At 57.5% G+C, this 17562-nt stretch carries 12 protein-coding genes; 4 read left to right on the forward strand and 8 right to left on the reverse strand.

Annotated elements, in window-relative coordinates; all coding sequences use genetic code 11:
• Positions 1 to 41: 41 nt before the first annotated feature.
• Complete coding sequence (malT, locus tag C5687_RS12295) at positions 42 to 2747, reverse strand: HTH-type transcriptional regulator MalT (protein WP_045285989.1); 2706 nt, start codon at positions 2745 to 2747, stop codon at positions 42 to 44.
• 584 nt (positions 2748 to 3331) lie between these two features.
• Here malT and malP point away from each other — a divergent pair.
• Entirely contained in the window at positions 3332 to 5725 is a 2394-nt protein-coding gene (gene malP, locus C5687_RS12300; RefSeq protein ID WP_045285988.1) for a maltodextrin phosphorylase, read from the forward strand.
• Between the two features lie 9 nt (positions 5726 to 5734).
• Positions 5735 to 7816: a 4-alpha-glucanotransferase gene (gene malQ / locus C5687_RS12305; protein ID WP_104557021.1), complete on the forward strand. Its 2082-nt coding sequence runs from the start codon at positions 5735 to 5737 to the stop codon at positions 7814 to 7816.
• Positions 7817 to 7902: 86 nt separating this feature from the next.
• Here the strand turns inward: malQ and gntT are convergent, their stop codons facing one another.
• The 3 genes from gntT to gntX form a co-directional block, all read right to left on the reverse strand.
• A complete protein-coding gene (gene gntT, locus C5687_RS12310; protein ID WP_024907902.1) occupies positions 7903 to 9219 on the reverse strand; it encodes a gluconate transporter in 1317 nt (438 codons plus the stop codon).
• Between the two features lie 362 nt (positions 9220 to 9581).
• A complete protein-coding gene (gene nfuA / locus C5687_RS12315) occupies positions 9582 to 10157 on the reverse strand; it encodes a Fe-S biogenesis protein NfuA (protein WP_008503055.1) in 576 nt (191 codons plus the stop codon).
• Between the two features lie 61 nt (positions 10158 to 10218).
• Positions 10219 to 10902, reverse strand: coding sequence for a DNA utilization protein GntX (gntX, locus tag C5687_RS12320; RefSeq protein WP_047959620.1), 684 nt, complete (start codon positions 10900 to 10902; stop codon positions 10219 to 10221).
• 36 nt (positions 10903 to 10938) lie between these two features.
• On the opposite strand from gntX, the gene bioH reads away from it, so the two are divergent.
• Both bioH and C5687_RS12330 read left to right on the forward strand, forming a co-directional pair.
• Positions 10939 to 11712 (forward strand): pimeloyl-ACP methyl ester esterase BioH, encoded by a 774-nt coding sequence (gene bioH, locus C5687_RS12325; RefSeq protein ID WP_045285985.1) that lies wholly within the window; start codon positions 10939 to 10941, stop codon positions 11710 to 11712.
• A 111-nt stretch (positions 11713 to 11823) separates the two neighbouring features.
• Complete coding sequence (locus C5687_RS12330) at positions 11824 to 12093, forward strand: YdgH/BhsA/McbA-like domain containing protein (protein WP_025758113.1); 270 nt, start codon at positions 11824 to 11826, stop codon at positions 12091 to 12093.
• 33 nt (positions 12094 to 12126) lie between these two features.
• Here C5687_RS12330 and feoC read toward each other — a convergent pair whose 3' ends face one another.
• The 4 genes from feoC to C5687_RS12350 form a co-directional block, all read right to left on the reverse strand.
• Positions 12127 to 12363 carry a [Fe-S]-dependent transcriptional repressor FeoC gene (gene feoC, locus C5687_RS12335; protein WP_025758111.1) on the reverse strand — a complete coding sequence of 79 codons (237 nt, stop codon included), beginning with the start codon at positions 12361 to 12363 and terminating at the stop codon, positions 12127 to 12129.
• Positions 12364 to 12373: 10 nt separating this feature from the next.
• Positions 12374 to 14692: a Fe(2+) transporter permease subunit FeoB gene (gene feoB / locus C5687_RS12340; protein ID WP_045285983.1), complete on the reverse strand. Its 2319-nt coding sequence runs from the start codon at positions 14690 to 14692 to the stop codon at positions 12374 to 12376.
• A 31-nt stretch (positions 14693 to 14723) separates the two neighbouring features.
• Positions 14724 to 14951 (reverse strand): ferrous iron transporter A, encoded by a 228-nt coding sequence (gene feoA, locus C5687_RS12345; protein ID WP_008503050.1) that lies wholly within the window; start codon positions 14949 to 14951, stop codon positions 14724 to 14726.
• A gap of 280 nt (positions 14952 to 15231) precedes the next feature.
• Complete coding sequence (locus C5687_RS12350; RefSeq protein ID WP_104557022.1) at positions 15232 to 17562, reverse strand: Tex family protein; 2331 nt, start codon at positions 17560 to 17562, stop codon at positions 15232 to 15234.

A 17562-nucleotide genomic window follows, 5' to 3' on the forward strand; every position in this document is an offset into this window, starting at 1 on the left:
GTGGGAGAGGGCCGGGGTGAGGGCATCAGACCGCAAAGGACTTATACTCCGTATCCCATCATCTTCAACAATTGCTGCGCATGCTGCACCGCATCCTGACGATGCGCCACCCCCAGCTTCTGATACAGATTGCGGATATGCGTTTTGATGGTGGTCGCCGCCACCGCCAGCTCACCGGCAATCTGCTCATTGCTGTAACCGGAATAGATCAGCCCCAGAACCTGCCATTCGCGCTGAGTCAGCGGGCTGGTACGGATCAGTTCCGGCACTTCCGGGTGGTTCAGCAGACGTTCAACGAAGTTCTCGTCGAAATGGGCAAACTTGTGGCGATGATGCTGGTTAATCTCGCGCAGAATGCGCTGGGCGCGATGCTGATCCAGCTCCGGCAGCGTATTGAGCTGAATCAGCTGACGCAGCTGCTGCGCCATCACTTCACCTTCAATCACAAAGTGGCTGATAAACCCGGTGCGGTTAGCCAGCTGTAGCGCTTCCAGCAGCACGCGCTGCGCATCGTTTTTACGGCCCGCCTGCCAGTAGAGCTGGTTTTGCAGGAGCAGGTTGCGGTTGAGGTCGCTCATCAGACGCAGGCTGCGCGCGTTCTCGTTCAACTCCTCCAGCACAATCTCTGCGGGCTCTAATTCACCAAGCAGGATCTGCGCGCGGGCAATGTTGCGCCACTGACTCTGCAGGAAGTGGTTATTGGCAAATTCCGGTTTTGGCGTCTGGCGTAACCAGTTGGCGGCGGATTTTTTATCGCCGGTCATCTGCCAGTAAATCACCCGGACCTTATCGGCGTTTGAAACCCAGTCGCTATGATACTGACCGTTGCCGAGCAGGTTTTCCAGGCGGTTAAGATGGTTGCGGGCGTTATCGAGATCGCCGCGCGCCAGCGAGCACTGCACCAGCAGCGCCAGACACTGCAGCTGCTGCTGAGGCTGGAAGCTGGAGAGGACGTCCACACCCTGGCGGGCGCAGCTTTCGGCTTCATCCAGACGCGACCATGCCCACAGGAGCTGAGCGCGAATACGCAGCAGGAACTCGTGCATCGGCAGCTGTTCAAGATGCTGTTCACGAATCAGCTGGAACGCTTTTTCCTGGTTTTCCCAGGCGGCCTGCAGGAACCCCTGCGCGAACAAAATTTCGCTTTGCTGGATCAGGCTCCACAGCGCGTAATGCCAGACATCATGGCGACGCGCCATCTGCTCGGTTTGTTGCATTAGCGACAGGGAGCGCGTCAGCTCGCCTTTGCAGTGCAGCACTTCACCGTGTACCGACGTGGCAACAATCCGGCTGTAGAAGTTAGCGAGCGGCAGTTCATCCAGGGCAACCATCGCCAGGCGTTCAGCCTCATCCGGGTCGCCGTCGTTAATTGCTACCTGGGCCCGCAGGGCGTTAAATTCACCGTGCAGGGGCGTATCCATGTTGCTTTCCATCTCCTGCTCCGCGCGGGCCAGTAGGGTGTTCACTTCGCTGTAGCGATGCTGGCTCTGCATCAACCAGGCCTGAAGCAGGACCAGACGCGGGTTCTCCAGCAGGCTTTCCCACGGCAGGGCTTTAAGCGACTCTTCCAGCAGCGTCAGTTCGCTGTGGTTAAACAGGCCCCACGCATGGTTGAGAAGGATATCGCGCAGCATGCTGGCATCACCCGCCGCCAGGGCGTGGTGAATGGCTTCGCTCGGGAAGCCCTGCGCCATCCAGCTTTCGGCGGCGGCGCGGTGAATTTCCGGCAGTTCAACCGCCAGCTCCCACTGGCAACGCTGGCGCAGGAAGCTGCCAAACAGCGGGTGATAGCTAAACCACTCGCCGGGGTCGTCCATGCGGGTCAGGAACAGGCCCTGACGTTCAATCTCTTCAAGCTGTAGCTGACCGTTTTCACACCCCGTCACGCGCACGATTAACGCATCGTTCATGGAGCGTAGCAGCGAGCTTTTCAGCAGGAAATTGCGGGTCGCCGGATCAACGCTGTTCAGCACCTCGTCCACGAGGTAATCCGAAAGGTGGCTGGCGTTGATGCCCGCCAGGCGGCGCGCAGACTGATGTGCCGGGCTGTTGTTTTGTCGGGCTGAGAGGGCGATGAGCTGCAGCGCCGTCGCCCAGCCGGCGACGTCGTCGCACAGGCGGCTGCTTTCGGCGGCCTCAATCGGTGACGTCAGGCGGCAGTCAAAGAACTGTTTTGCTTCCTGGTGGGTAAAGGCCAGCTGCTGGCTGCCCACTTCGAGAAGCTGATCGCGCACGCGCAGGTTTGCAATCCCCAGCTGTGGCAGATTGCGTGACAGCACCACTAAGGTCAGGTTTTCCGGCTGATGGCGCAGGAAGAAACGCATCGATTCATGAATCACCGGGTTGGTAATGAGGTGGTAATCATCAATCACCACGTATAGCGGGCGATGCCATTCGGCCAGCTCGATAAAGAGCTGGGAGAAAAGGGAGGACAGGCTGGCGTACTGGCGCTTTTGCACCATCACCTCGCTGGCGACGCAGTGTCCATTGGTTGCCTGCTGAATAGCGGCAATCAGATAGCTGGCAAAACGCTCTTGCTGGTTATCGCCCTCATCAAGGGAGTACCAGCCAAGATCGCTCTTACCTGCTGCCCATTGCGAAATGAGCGTTGTTTTTCCATAACCTGCAGGGCTCGTAACCAGCGCCAGTCGGAAATTATGTGCGCCGGAAAGTTTAGCCAACAGACGCTCGCGGACCACGGTATGGTCAAGGCGAACCGGGCGACTTAATTTTGACGGAATCAACATAGGTTTCACTTCACTGTGGGGACGAGAGATTTTATTTTTTTTGCGCTTCGTAATTAATAGATATATGGTCGGCCAATAAGTTAACTATTGCAAGTTATGTCTGAATTTGGTGGCTCTGAATTTGCACTCTGTCACAAAACATTCAGGCGGATGGCGGAACTTTCTGGAAAGGGCTTTGATGCCTTGTCAGTGCTGGCTTGTATGGCTGTGCTGCGGCTGCGCTGAAACTGGTTTCAGAAAGGGATAGTGACGGAAAATTTAATATACCCGGTGTAAAGTTAAGGGGGATTAATAATCTCCTTAGTAATGACCTGATTGCAGAAATATTATTCTACGTAAGTAATCATTTCAGCGCGTTTTAATTTCAGCCGAAACCGCATTTCATTTCTTTGACATTCTCCACGGTGACGATTTCCTCTTCCGGGCACACTCGAACTATGCTCTGAGAGTGGCCTCGATCACACTTTTCTGCTCATCCCCGCTACTCCTCCCTGTCTAATCCCCCGCGGGAGGAGGAAGAGGTGAAATGAGCCAGGCACACTAGCGCCAACTTGTGTTTTCTTTCTAAAGGATGCCGATCCCCTATGTCACAGCCTACCTTCAACAAAGCTCAATTCCAGGCTGCCCTGACGCGTCAGTGGCAGCGTTTTGGCCTTCATGCTGCTAACGAAATGACGCCTCACCAGTGGTGGCAGGCAGTGAGCGGTGCGCTCGCAGAGCAGCTGGATGCTCAACCTCTGGCAAAACCGGTAAAAGGTCAGCGCCATGTCAACTACATCTCAATGGAGTTCCTGATTGGCCGTCTGACGGGCAACAACCTGTTGAACCTCGGCTGGTATCAGGAGGTGGGGGACGTGTTGAAAGAGCACGATATTAACCTTACCGACCTGCTGGAAGAAGAGATTGACCCTGCGCTGGGTAACGGTGGCCTGGGGCGTCTGGCGGCCTGTTTCCTGGACTCCATGGCAACCGTCGGCCAGTCGGCGATTGGCTATGGCCTGAACTATCAGTACGGCCTGTTCCGTCAGTCATTTGCCGATGGCCATCAGATGGAAGCGCCGGACGACTGGCACCGTAACACCTATCCGTGGTTCCGCCATAACGCGCAGCTGGATGTGCAGGTCGGGATTGGCGGGAAAGTCACGAAGCAGGGGCGCTGGGAACCGGCGTTCACCATCACCGGCGAAGCCTGGGACCTGCCGGTACTCGGCTACCGTAACGGCGTGGCGCAGCCGCTGCGTCTGTGGCAGGCGAAGCATGCGCATCCGTTTAACCTGACCAAATTCAACGACGGTGATTTCCTGCGCGCCGAGCAGCAGGGCATCGACGCCGAGAAACTGACCAAAGTGCTCTACCCGAACGACAACCACCTGGCGGGTAAAAAACTGCGTCTGATGCAGCAGTATTTCCAGTGCGCCTGCTCTGTGGCGGACATTCTGCGCCGCCATCATCTGGCGGGTCGCAAGCTGGCGCAGCTGCCGGACTTCGAAGTGATTCAGCTCAACGACACGCACCCGACCATTGCCATTCCTGAACTGCTGCGGGTGCTGATCGACGAGCATCAGCTGAGCTGGGATGACGCCTGGGCGATTACCAGCCGTACCTTCGCTTACACCAACCACACCCTGATGCCAGAAGCGCTGGAGTGCTGGGATGAGAAGCTGGTGAAAAACCTTCTGCCGCGCCACATGCAGATCATCAACAAGATTAACGACCAGTTTAAAACGCTGGTGGATAAAACCTGGCCGGGCAACAAAGCGGTCTGGGCGAAGCTGGCGGTGGTCCACGATAAGCAGGTTCGCATGGCGAACATGTGCGTGGTGAGCGGCTTCGCGGTGAACGGCGTGGCGGCGCTGCACTCGGATCTGGTGGTGAAAGACCTCTTCCCGGAATATCACCAGCTGTGGCCGACCAAATTCCATAACGTGACCAACGGCATTACGCCGCGTCGCTGGATCAAGCAGTGCAATCCGCTGCTGGCCGGTCTGCTGGACAAAACCCTGAAGAAAGAGTGGGCCAACGATCTGGACCAGCTCATCAATCTGGAAAAATATGCGGACGACGCAAAATTCCGCGAGCAGTACCGCGCCATTAAGCAGGAGAACAAAGTCCGTCTGGCGGCGTTTGTTAAAGCGCGTACCGGGATTGAGATCAACCCGCATGCTATTTTCGATATCCAGATCAAACGTCTGCACGAGTACAAACGCCAGCACCTGAACCTGCTGCACATTCTGGCGCTGTACAAAGAGATCCGCGAGAACCCGCAGGCCGACCGCGTACCGCGCGTGTTCCTGTTCGGTGCGAAAGCGGCGCCGGGCTACTATCTGGCGAAAAACATCATCCTCGCCATCAACAAAGTGGCGGCGGCGATCAACAACGATCCGAAAGTGGGCGACAAGCTGAAGGTGGTGTTCCTGCCGGACTACTGCGTCTCTGCGGCTGAAATGCTGATCCCGGCGGCGGATATTTCCGAGCAGATCTCGACTGCGGGTAAAGAAGCCTCCGGCACCGGCAACATGAAGCTGGCGCTGAATGGCGCGCTGACCGTCGGTACGCTCGACGGGGCCAACGTCGAAATCGCCGAGAAGGTGGGTGAAGAGAATATCTTTATCTTCGGCCACACCGTGGAAGAGGTGAAAGCCATTAAGGCCAAAGGCTACGATCCGGTGAAGTGGCGCAAGAAAGACAAAGTGCTGGATGCGGTACTGAAAGAGCTGGAAAGCGGTAAATACAGCGACGGCGATAAGCACGCGTTTGACCAGATGCTGCACAGCATGGACAAACACGGCGGTGACCCGTATCTGGTGATGGCCGATTTCACAGCCTATGTGGACGCGCAAAAACAGGTCGACGTGCTGTATCGCGACCAGGAAGCGTGGACCCGGGCGTGCATTCTGAACACTGCCCGCTGCGGTATGTTCAGCTCTGACCGCTCAATCCGTGATTATCAGGCCCGTATCTGGCAGGCAAAACGCTAAGGAAGCGCGATGGAGAGTAAACGTCTGGACAGCGCCGCGCAGGCGGCGGGGATCAGCCTCAGTTACATTAATGCTCACGGCAAACCGCAGTCTATTGGCGCCGACACCAAAAGACGTTTGCTGGATGCCATGCACAAAACCGACGCGAAAGCGTCGGCTGCACCGGTGCCGAACGTGAAGGTTTTCACCTCGGGGAAAAAGATGCTGCTGACGGTGGAGGGGCGCGGCGAGTTTACCTGGCTGCTTACCACCGAAGACGGCCAGCAGCATAAAGGCCACGCCACCGGCGGTAAGACCCTTAACCTTCCGGCAAAGCTGCCGGAGGGTTACCACTCCTTAACGCTCACCCAGGATGACCAGCGCTTCCATTGCCGGGTGATCGTCGCGCCAAAACGCTGCTATGAGCCGCAGGCGTTGCTTGAGGGTAAAAAGCTGTGGGGCGCCTGCGTGCAGCTCTACACCCTGCGTTCAGAGAGCAACTGGGGTATCGGTGATTTTGGCGATCTGAAGAAAATGCTGGCCTCCGTGGGGGAACGCGGCGGCGCGTTTATCGGCCTCAACCCGATCCATGCGCTTTATCCGGCCAACCCGGAGAGCGCCAGCCCGTACAGCCCGTCATCCCGCCGCTGGCTGAACGTGATTTATATCGATGTTAATGCGTTAGACGACTTCAAAAACAGCCAGGAGGCGCAGGCGTGGTGGAAACTCAGCACCACCCAGCAGGCGCTGAAGCAGGCGCGTGACGCGGACTGGGTGGACTATTCTACCGTCACGGCGCTGAAAATGGCCGCGTTGCGTCTGGCGTGGAAAAGCTTTTCGCAGCGCGATGACGAGCAGATGGCGGCCTTCCGTCAGTTTGTCACTCAGGAGGGCGAGAGCCTGTACTGGCAGGCAGCATTTGATGCGCTGCACGCATATCAGGTGAAAGAGGACGAAATGCGCTGGGGCTGGCCGGTGTGGCCGGAAGCGTATCAGTCCGTCGACACGCCGGAAGTGAAAGCCTTCTGTAAAAAACACGCGGATGAAGTGGACTTCTACCTGTGGCTGCAGTGGCTGGCGTACAGCCAGTTTGCCGCCTGCTGGCAGGTGAGCCAGGGCTATAAGATGCCGATCGGCCTGTATCGTGACCTGGCCGTCGGCGTCGCAGAGGGCGGTGCGGAAACCTGGTGCGACCGTGAACTCTACTGCCTGAAAGCCTCCGTCGGCGCGCCACCGGATATCCTTGGCCCGCTCGGCCAGAACTGGGGCCTGCCGCCGATGGATCCGCACGTGATGGCGGCGCGCGCGTACGAGCCGTTTATCGACCTGCTGCGCGCCAACATGCAGAACTGCGGGGCATTGCGTATCGACCACGTGATGTCTGTGCTGCGCCTGTGGTGGATCCCGTACGGTGAAACGGCAGATCACGGGGCCTATGTGCAGTATCCGGTTGACGATCTGCTGTCGATCCTGGCGCTGGAAAGCAAGCGTCACCAGTGCATGGTGATCGGCGAAGATCTTGGCACCGTACCGGTGGAAATTGTCAGCAAACTCCGCGACAGCGGCGTTTACTCCTATAAAGTGCTCTATTTTGAAAACGACCATGAGAAAACCTTCCGCGCGCCGAAAGCGTACCCTGAACAGTCAATGGCAGTCGCGACGACGCATGACCTTCCTACGCTTCGTGGCTATTGGGAAAGCGGCGATCTGACGCTCGGTAAAACGCTGGGTCTCTATCCGGATGAGGATGTGCTTCGCGGCCTGTATCAGGATCGCGAGCTGGCAAAGCAGGGCCTGCTGGATGCGCTGCATAAGCATGGCTGTCTGCCGAAACGTGCCGGGCATAAGGCATCGCTGATGGCGATGACTCCGACGCTCAACCGTGGTCTGCAGCGTTACATTGCCGACAGCAACAGTGCCCTGCTGGGCCTGCAGCCGGAAGACTGGATTGATATGGCGGAACCGGTCAACATCCCGGGCACCAGCTATCAGTACAAGAACTGGCGTCGCAAGCTTTCCACCACGCTTGAGAAGATGTTTGCCGATGACGGGGTGAACAGGCTGATTAAGGATTTGGATAAGCGCAGAAGGGGGGTGGGCAAGAAGCGGTAGTTCCACCCTCACCCTAACCCTCTCCCTGGGGGAGAGGGAATGGAATGTAGGCCGGGTAAGCGTCAGCGCCACCCGGCTTTTTTACATCAAACCACCATATTCAACAGCAGCACCCCGACCAGACCGCACACCGAAATAATGGTTTCCAGCGCGGACCAGGACTTGATGGTTTCACCGATTGTCAGGTTAAAGTACTCCTTGAACAGCCAGAAGCCCGGGTCATTAACGTGAGAGAAAATCACGCTACCGGAACCGACGGCAATAACCATCAGCTCAGGGCTCACGCCCGTGGTCGCAATCAGCGGGGCAACGATACCACCTGCGGTGATCGCCGCAACGGTCGCAGAGCCCAGCGCAATACGCAGAACCGCGGCGATGGACCAGGCCATCAGGAGCGGGGAGACATTGGTTTCATGCATCATTGCGGCGATGTATTTGTCCACGCCGCTGTCGACCAGAACCTGTTTGAACGCACCGCCACCGCCGATGATCAGCAGCATCATGGCAATGATTTTGATGGACGAGGTCAGCGTGTCGTTGATCTGATCCATTGAACGGCCGCGGTTCAGACCGAAGGTGAACATCGCAATCAGGACCGCAATCAGGGTTGCCATCACCGGGTCACCCAGGAATTCGGCCACGGACAGGAATGCATGACCTTTTGGCAGGATCATTTCCGCCACGGCGCGCATCGCCATCAGGATCACCGGTACCAGAGAGGTCCAGACGCTGACGCCAAAGCCAGGCATCTCTTCTTCGGTGAAGGTTTTCGCGCTGTACAGACCTTCCGGAATCGGCTTATCAATGCCTTTCAGGAAGCGGGCATAGACCGGACCGGCCAGAATAACGGTTGGGATCGCCAGAATGGTACCGAACAGCAGGGTTTTACCCATATCCGCGTGGAAGATGGTCGCAATAGCGGTTGGACCCGGGTGCGGCGGCAGGAAGCCGTGGGTAACGGACAGCGCCGCAGCCATTGGCACACCGACATACAGCAGCGGGATGCTCGCCGCAGCCGCGATGGTAAATACCAGCGGCAGCATCAGCACGAAGCCCACTTCATAGAACAGCGCGAAACCGACGGTAAAACCGGTTAACACCACCGCCCACTGGATGTTCTTCTTACCAAATTTGTCGATAAGCGTGGTGGCAATACGCTGGGCGCCCCCGCAGTCCGCCAGCATTTTACCGAGCATAGCGCCGAAGCCCATGATCAACGCCAGGCTGCCGAGCGTGCCGCCAACGCCGGCTTTAATCGAGCTGATGACTTTTACCAGCGGCATCCCCTGCATCAGACCGACTGCAAGCGCCACCAGAACCAGAGCGATAAATCCGTTCATTTTGAAACGGATCATCAAGAGCAGTAATAACACAACACCGATAGCAACGATGACTAATGGCATGATTTACCTGGCCTTTGAATTGTTATGGGTAACGTCATTGTTTCAACGACAAGTTCCGATTGTCCCAACTGGGAACAGAGTGTTTACGGCACTCATACTGATGCCTTCGAAACCATTAAGTTTAGTCGGCTGTTATAGGGATGCTGAGTGCCCACGAGAATGATACGGGTAACATGACGAGATTGAGAATCACCCTGGGAGGCTAAATTTGAATTATGAGACGCAGGTCAACATATAGAGGGGGGCGGGATAACAAAAGCCGGGTGGCGGCTTCGCCGTACCCGGCCTGGGATTCGGATGCAGTAACTGTTTCGTATGCCCGGTAAGCGCAGCGCCACCGGGCAATACGGGCGGGCAAAGAATCAGTAGTATGAGTGCTCGCCGCGCTGGTGTTCAGTCAGGTCGCGCACGCCTTTCAGTTCCGGGAATTCGTTCAGCAGCTGCTTCTCGATCCCTTCTTTCAGGGTCACATCTACCATGGAACAACCGTTACAGCCGCCGCCAAACTGCAGGATGGCGAAGCCTTCATCGGTGATCTCCATCAGGGAGACACGACCGCCGTGGCCAGCCAGCTGTGGGTTGATCTGGGATTGCAGCAGATACTCAACGCGCTCCATCAGCGGGGCATCGTCAGAGACTTTGCGCATTTTCGCGTTTGGCGCTTTCAGGGTCAGCTGAGAACCCAGCTGGTCGGTGACGAAGTCGATCTCCGCATCTTCAAGATACGGTGCGCTCAGCTCATCAACGTAGGCGGTGAGCTGTTCAAATTTCAGGGCGGTGTCGGTGGCTTCCACCGCGTCCGGCGGACAATAAGAAACACCACATTCTGCATTCGGAGTGCCTGGATTAATCACAAACACGCGGATCTGCGTCCCTTCTTCCTGATTTGCCAGCAGTTTGGCAAAGTGCGCTTGTGCAGAATCGGAAATACGGATCATAGCTTTGGCCTAATAGTTGACTAAATTACCTGGGTATAATCATACGCCCATTGAAGAAGGGCTACAAGGTACGGCACAGACACCATACCTGAACCGACGCGGCGCCGCTTTGCAAAAGCAGTCGGGAAAGTTCAGCAACGGTACTGCCTGTGGTGACGACATCATCCACAATCGCGATATGGAGGCCGTCGACCGGCAATTCAAGGCGAAAGGCATTTTTGAGGTTTCTTTTGCGAAGCCGGGCGTTGAGCTGATGCTGGATGGCGGTGGCATGAACACGCGTAAGCGCGCGGGCGTCATACCGACAGCCAAGCCAGCGGGCGAGGGGGCGGCAGATCAGATCGCTCTGGTTATAGCCGCGCCGCCAGTGCCGACGCTGGTATAAGGGCACGTTTACCACCCTGTCGATTTTCGGCAGGGCGCGCTGACGCCGTGCCTGTAAAACCGCCAGCAGTAGCAGGCGGGCCAGGGACGGGGCCAGCGAACTTTGACCGGAAAATTTCAGCGAATGAATAAGCCTGCTTAGCGGCGGAACATAATCATCCACGGCCACCAGCGCGTGCCACGGCGGGGCTTTTTTTAGACAACGACCGCAGGGAAACGCGGGGTTCGTGGCCGGTAAACCGCACTGTGGGCAGGTCGCGATACGCCTTGTGAACGATCGCGTGCAGACAGAACAGATACCCCATCCGCTGAGCGCAAGCGGCATTTGGCATAGCCAGCACAAGCCTGGCACTGTTAGCATGTGCAACCTCCATGTGAAAAAAGAGAACAGTAACTGATGAAGACGCTGTGGTGGCAGACTGCAGGAACAGGAAATTGCCATCTTGTGCTGCTGCACGGATGGGGCCTGAATGCAGAAGTATGGCATTGCATAAGTGAGGAACTTGCCTCGCATTTCACCCTGCATCTGGTGGATCTGCCCGGTTTTGGCCGCAGCCGCGGTTTTGGGGCGATGTCGCTTGATGAGATGGCCCGGCAGGTTCTGGACGCTGCGCCGCAAAACGCCATCTGGCTCGGCTGGAGCCTGGGTGGGCTGGTGGCAAGCCAGATTGCGCTGTCGCAGCCCGAGCGCGTAAAGGCGCTGGTGACCGTGGCCTCGTCGCCCTGCTTTAGCGCGCAAGAGGCGTGGCCAGGTATAAAACCTGACGTGCTGGCGAGCTTCCAGCAACAGCTGAGCGAAGATTTCCAGCGGACCGTTGAGCGCTTCCTCGCCCTGCAGACGATGGGCACAGAAACCGCGCGTCAGGATGCGAGAACGCTGAAGCAGACCGTGCTTTCCCTGCCGATGCCGGAGGTGGAGGTGCTTAATGGCGGGCTGGAGATCCTGAAAACGGTCGACCTGCGCGAGCCGCTGGCTGCGCTGGCCATGCCGCACCTGCGTATCTATGGCTACCTTGACGGCCTGGTGCCGCGTAAAGTGGTTCCGCTTCTGGATGCGCTGTGGCCGGAGAGCGAGTCGCAGGTCATTGCCAAAGCCGCGCACGCCCCGTTTATCTCTCATCCGGCGGAATTTTGTTCAGCGCTCATTGCGTTAAGTCAACGTTTCGACTGATTATTTTCCATCCAGCCTGGAAAAAGTAACACACCGCAACCATACTCCATTTGTCGTTGCGGTTGTTCTGCCTACGATAATCAAAACAACAATCCTATGGAGAGTCAGGCTATGAAACTTGTTACAGGTATTGTCACTTCTCTGGTTATTGGGTCACTTTCATTTGGCGCCTTTGCGGCAAAAGAGCTGGAAAAAGATAAAGTTGCAGGAATGAATCTGACCAAAATTGGTGAGATTTCTACGTCTGACACCACCGCGCCGATGGACGCAAGAAGAGAGCTGTCGAAGAAAGCGGATGAACTGGGTGGAACCTACTACGTTGTCACCAGTGCTGAAAAGCAGACCAAAAACGTACGCGCAACGGCGGACGTCTATAAGTAATACGATAAAGCCGGGCATCACAGCCCGGCTTTATTATCGCAGTGCCCACCACTCCCTGAGGCAGGCTTTACCTTCCGGGCAGCTTTTACAACTGCCGGAGAGGCAACCTTCCGCGTCTTCCTGAATCCGCACGGCTTTCCCCATCGCTTCAAGCCTTTCCAGCATGGCATCGATCATCGGCTGCGGCGTATGCAGGGTGAGGCTTAATTGTCTGGCCTCCATCCGTCCCTGTAGCGCCAGCAGATCACGAACCTGAATCAACGATGCCATGAGGTGCTCCTTAGTGACAGTCGCCCGCCGGGCTATTGCAGCAGGTCGCGGCGGTTTTACGCTTCGCCAGCAGGTCGATATCGACGCGGCTGCGCGCGCGCCGTAACAGGCCGAGCACGATGACGTTAAACAGAACCACCGCGAGGATGCAGACCAGGCTGTAGCGCGGGTGCTGGCTGAAGTTAACGGTCTGATAGAAGAGTGTTGCCAGCGAGTAGGCGATGTTTAACCCCCACAGGATAGAGAAGCCCATCCAGCCGCGGCTGGACTCACGGGCAATTGCCCCCATAACCGAGATGCACGGGATATAGAGCAGAACAAAGATGAGGTAGCTATAGGCCGCGGAGGCGCTGCCAAATTTCTCGCTCATCACGCCCATGGCGCCCGTCGCCATTTCACCGTCGCCTTTGCTGGCTTCAATCGGGTTGGCCAGCACGCTCAGGCTAAAGGTATCTTTCAGGCTCTGCCAGGTTTCCTCTACGGCACCCAGCAGTTCATGGCCGAGATGAAACGCTGCTGGATCAAATTCCTGCTCCTGAATGTTCTCTGCGGTGTAAAGCGTATTCAGGGTGCCGACAACCACCTCTTTCGCCATCGCACCGGTGAACAGCCCGACGGTTGCCTGCCAGTTATCCTCATGCACGCCAATCGGTTTGAAGACCGGGGTGATGACGCGGCTGACGGAGGCAAGAGCCGAGTCGTTGATGTTATCTGCCGCCTGCCCGCTAAGGGTAAAGCTGTTCAGCGCGCTCAGGAAAACACTGACGATGACAATCACCTTACCGGCGCGCAGCACAAAGCCTTTCAGACGCTGCCAGGTCTGAATCACCAGGCTTTTCAGATGCGGCACGTGATAGACCGGCAGCTCCATCACAAACGGTGAGGCTTCACCCCGCATGATGGTGTGTTTCAGCATCAAGCCGGTGAGGATCGCCATCACGATGCCCAGCACATACAGGGAGAAGACCGCCAGCGCGCCCTGCTGGCCAAAGAAGGCGGCGGCAAAGACGGCAAAGATCGCCAGTCGGGCACCGCAGGACATGAACGGCGCCATCATGATGGTCATCAGACGTTCGCGCGGTGCATCAAGCGTGCGCGCCCCCATCACCGACGGGACGTTACAACCAAAGCCGACAATCAGCGGGACGAAGGATTTACCCGGGAGGCCCAGCGCCTGCATCAGGCGATCCATCACGAACGCGGCGCGCGCCATGTAACCGGAGTCTTCCAGGAACGAGAGGAACAGGTACATCATGCCGATCTGCGGCACCAGCGGCAGAACGGTGTTGATACCGCCGCCGATCCCCTGTGCGAGGAAGATGGTTAGCCATTCCGGGAAGTGCAGGGTGTAGCCCACCCACTGAATCCCATGCACGAAGACCGCAACGGAACCGGCATCGAAAATCGGCTGGAGCGCGCCACCGATGTTAATGGCGAGCAGGAACATCACGTACATGACCAGCAGGAAGATGGGCAAGCCGAGGAAGCGGTTAAGCACAACCTTATCCACCGCCGCCGTAAAGCGGCTGGGTTCTGCCGTGAGGGCATTACTGACCACATCGCAGATCGACGCGATGGCCTGGTAACGGGCATCGGCGATGTGCAGCGCCGGGTCGTCCAGCTCGTCGCTCAGACGGGCCATGGTTACGTCGAGTTTATCAGCCGCGTGTCCGGCGTAAGCACGGCTGTAGATATCGCCTTCCAGCATCTGCAGGCCGAGCCACAGCCGCTGTTTCGCCGGCATACTGTTGTCCATCTCCTGCGCCAGCATATGGGCTTCGCGCAGGAGGGGCTTCGCGTAATGCACCAGCTCAACGTCGCGGTTCCCCGCATGGCGATCGATGGCGAGCTTCAGGGAATCAATCCCGCGAGCGCGCGTCGAGACCAGCGGAACCACCGGGCAACCCAGGCGCGCGGAGAGGGCATCGACGTCGATGCGCAGCTTCTGTTTCTCCGCGATGTCGAGCATGTTGAGCGCCACGATGCAGGGGATCCCCAGCTCCAGCAGCTGCAGCGTCAGATAAAGGTTACGCTCGAGATTGGAGGCATCGACCACGTTGATCAGCAGGTCCGCGTCGCCGCCCAGAATATAGTGACAGGCAATTTGCTCATCGAGCGAGGTTTGTGACGAAATGGTGGTTAAAGAGTAGGTGCCGGGAAGGTCAACCAGCGTGACCTGGTTGTCGGTTGTCGTAAACTGACCCTCTTTACGCTCAACCGTTACCCCAGCCCAGTTGCCCACGCGCTGGCGGGCCCCTGTCAGCTGGTTAAAAAGCGTCGTCTTGCCGGAATTAGGATTGCCAATTAAGCCAATAGTTAACTTTTTCATTTTTTTTAGACTCACTGAAACCGCTGGCTTGTTATCGGGATAAGGCTTCGACTTCTATTAATGCGAGGTCTTTCTTACGCAGTACCAGATTCACGCGTCGGGTTTCGATATGAACCGGATCGCCTAACGGGGCCACGCGTACCACCTGGAATGACGAGCCGGGCAGCATGCCCAGTGACAGCAGCTTTTGCCGATAGGCCGGGCTAATTTCGCGGGTAAAACCGGTAATCTTCCATGCACTGTCTGGAGTGAATTGCATAATGCCTGATTCCACGAAAGGTTAAATAATCTACTATGCGATGATAATGAGAATAGTTTTTATCAGCAATATTAAAACTGTGACGGAATGTTGTTTGCGGTATTAATTTACGGCCTGTTTGACCTTGCTCAATATTTGCTGAAATGACGGGAAAACGAAAAGGAGAGTATTTGTTAACGGGGTGATAATTCGCGGTTTAAATATGGATGTGCAATCGGTTTCATCTATTACGGTATAATTTGTCCCCTCTCCCCGTTGGGGAGAGGGTTAGGGTGAGGGGTTAGCGTTTCTTACCCATCGCGGCCGCCAGCGCATCCATCATCGCGCTGTTGCCTGCAGGCTGGGCATCACGTCCGCGCGGTTTCGCGCCTTTAGCGGCCGGGCGCTGCTGCTCGCGACCGCCACCGTTAGCGCCGCGGCGCGCGCTGGTTTCACCTGGCTGCTCGTCCATACGCATGGTCAAGGCGATTCGCTTGCGCTGCAGATCCACTTCCAGCACTTTAACCTTCACGATGTCGCCCGCTTTGACCACGGTATGCGGGTCTTCAACGAACTTGTCGGCAAGAGATGAGATATGCACCAGACCATCCTGATGCACGCCGATATCGACAAATGCGCCAAAGTTGGTGACGTTGGTCACTGCGCCTTCCAGCACCATGCCCGGAAGCAGGTCGTTCATGGTCTCGATACCGTCGGCAAAGGTCGCTGTTTTAAACTCAGGGCGCGGATCGCGGCCCGGCTTTTCCAGCTCTTTGATGATGTCGGTAACGGTAGGCACACCAAACTTGTCGTCAGTGAAATCAGCGGCTTTCAGGTTGCGCAGGGCGCTGCTGTCGCCCATCAGATCTTTCAGCGCCTGCTGGGTGGCGGCCAGAATGCGTTCCACCACCGGGTACGCTTCCGGGTGGACGGTGGAGGCATCCAGCGGGTTATCGCCATGGTTGATGCGCAGGAAGCCCGCGCACTGCTCAAACGCTTTTGGCCCCAGACGGCTTACCTTCAGCAGCTGCTGGCGGTTCTGGAACTGACCGTTCTCATCGCGCCAGGCGACGATGTTCTGCGCCATCATGCGGGTTAAGCCCGCCACGCGCGTCAGCAGAGGAACGGAGGCGGTGTTCAGGTCCACGCCGACGGCGTTAACACAGTCTTCCACCACCGCATCCAGCTTACGCGCCAGCTGAGTCTGGCTCACGTCGTGCTGATACTGGCCCACGCCGATGGATTTCGGATCGATTTTCACCAGCTCAGCCAGCGGATCCTGCAGGCGACGGGCGATCGAGACCGCACCGCGCAGAGAAACGTCCAGGTCCGGGAACTCCTGCGCTGCCAGCTCGGACGCGGAATAGACGGAGGCCCCTGCTTCGCTGACGATCACTTTCTGCGCCGTCACTTTCGGGAACTGCTTCTGCACGTCGAGGTAGAAACGTTCGGTTTCGCGGGACGCCGTACCGTTGCCGATGGCGACCAGCTCCACGTTGTACTTCTCGCACAGCGCGGCCACCACGACGGCCGCTTTGGCGGCCTGGCCGGTGTGCGGATAGATGGTGTCGGTAGCGACCAGTTTACCGGTGCCGTCCACGACGGCCACCTTCACGCCGGTACGCAGCCCCGGATCGAGACCCATGGTGGCACGCAGGCCCGCAGGGGCGGCCATCAGCAGGTCGTGCAGGTTACGGGCGAAGACGTTGATCGCTTCATCTTCGGCGCGCTCGCGCACGGTGCCCATCAGCTCGGTTTCGAGGTGCATCAGCACCTTGATGCGCCAGGTCCAGCTCACCACGCCTTTACGCCAGCTGTCTGCCGGGGCGTTGTTCAGGCGCAGGCCAAGATGGTCGATGATGATCTGCTCACAGTGGCTCTCTTTCGGCGGCTCGTCAAACTGCGGGTCGGCGTTCAGGGAGAGCTGCAGCACGCCTTCGTTGCGGCCACGGAACATCGCCAGCGCACGGTGAGAAGGGGTGGTAGAAATCGGTTCGTGGTGATCGAAGTAGTCGCGGAATTTCGCGCCCTCTTCCTCTTTACCCGCGACGACGGTAGAGACGATGTGTGCATTCTTCCACAGGTAATCACGCACTTTGGCAAGCAGGGCCGCGTCTTCGGCGAAGCGCTCCATCAGAATGTAGCGTGCGCCATCAAGAGCGGCTTTGGTGTCCGCCACGCCTTTATCGGCATCGATAAATTTCGCCGCTTCGGTTTCCGGGTCATGTGACGGCGTGTTCCACAGCAGCTCTGCCAGCGGCTCGAGTCCCGCTTCAATCGCAATCTGCCCGCGCGTGCGGCGCTTCGGCTTGTACGGCAGATAGAGGTCTTCGAGCTCGGTTTTGCTCAGGGTGCCGTTAATGGCGGTTTCCAGCTCGCTGGTCAGTTTGCCCTGTTCGCCGATGGATTTGAGGATCGCCTGACGACGTTCTTCCAGTTCGCGCAGATAACCCAGACGGGTTTCCAGGTTACGCAGCTGCGTGTCATCCAGCCCGCCGGTGACTTCCTTACGATAACGTGCAATAAACGGCACGGTGTTCCCTTCATCAAGCAGGCGAACGGCAGCTTCTACCTGTTCGGCTCTGGCCTGAAGTTCACCCGCAATAATGCGGCAGAGCGAATCTTTCATCAT

This window comes from Enterobacter sichuanensis, from assembly GCF_002939185.1.
Taxonomy (GTDB): Bacteria; Pseudomonadota; Gammaproteobacteria; order Enterobacterales; family Enterobacteriaceae; genus Enterobacter; species Enterobacter sichuanensis.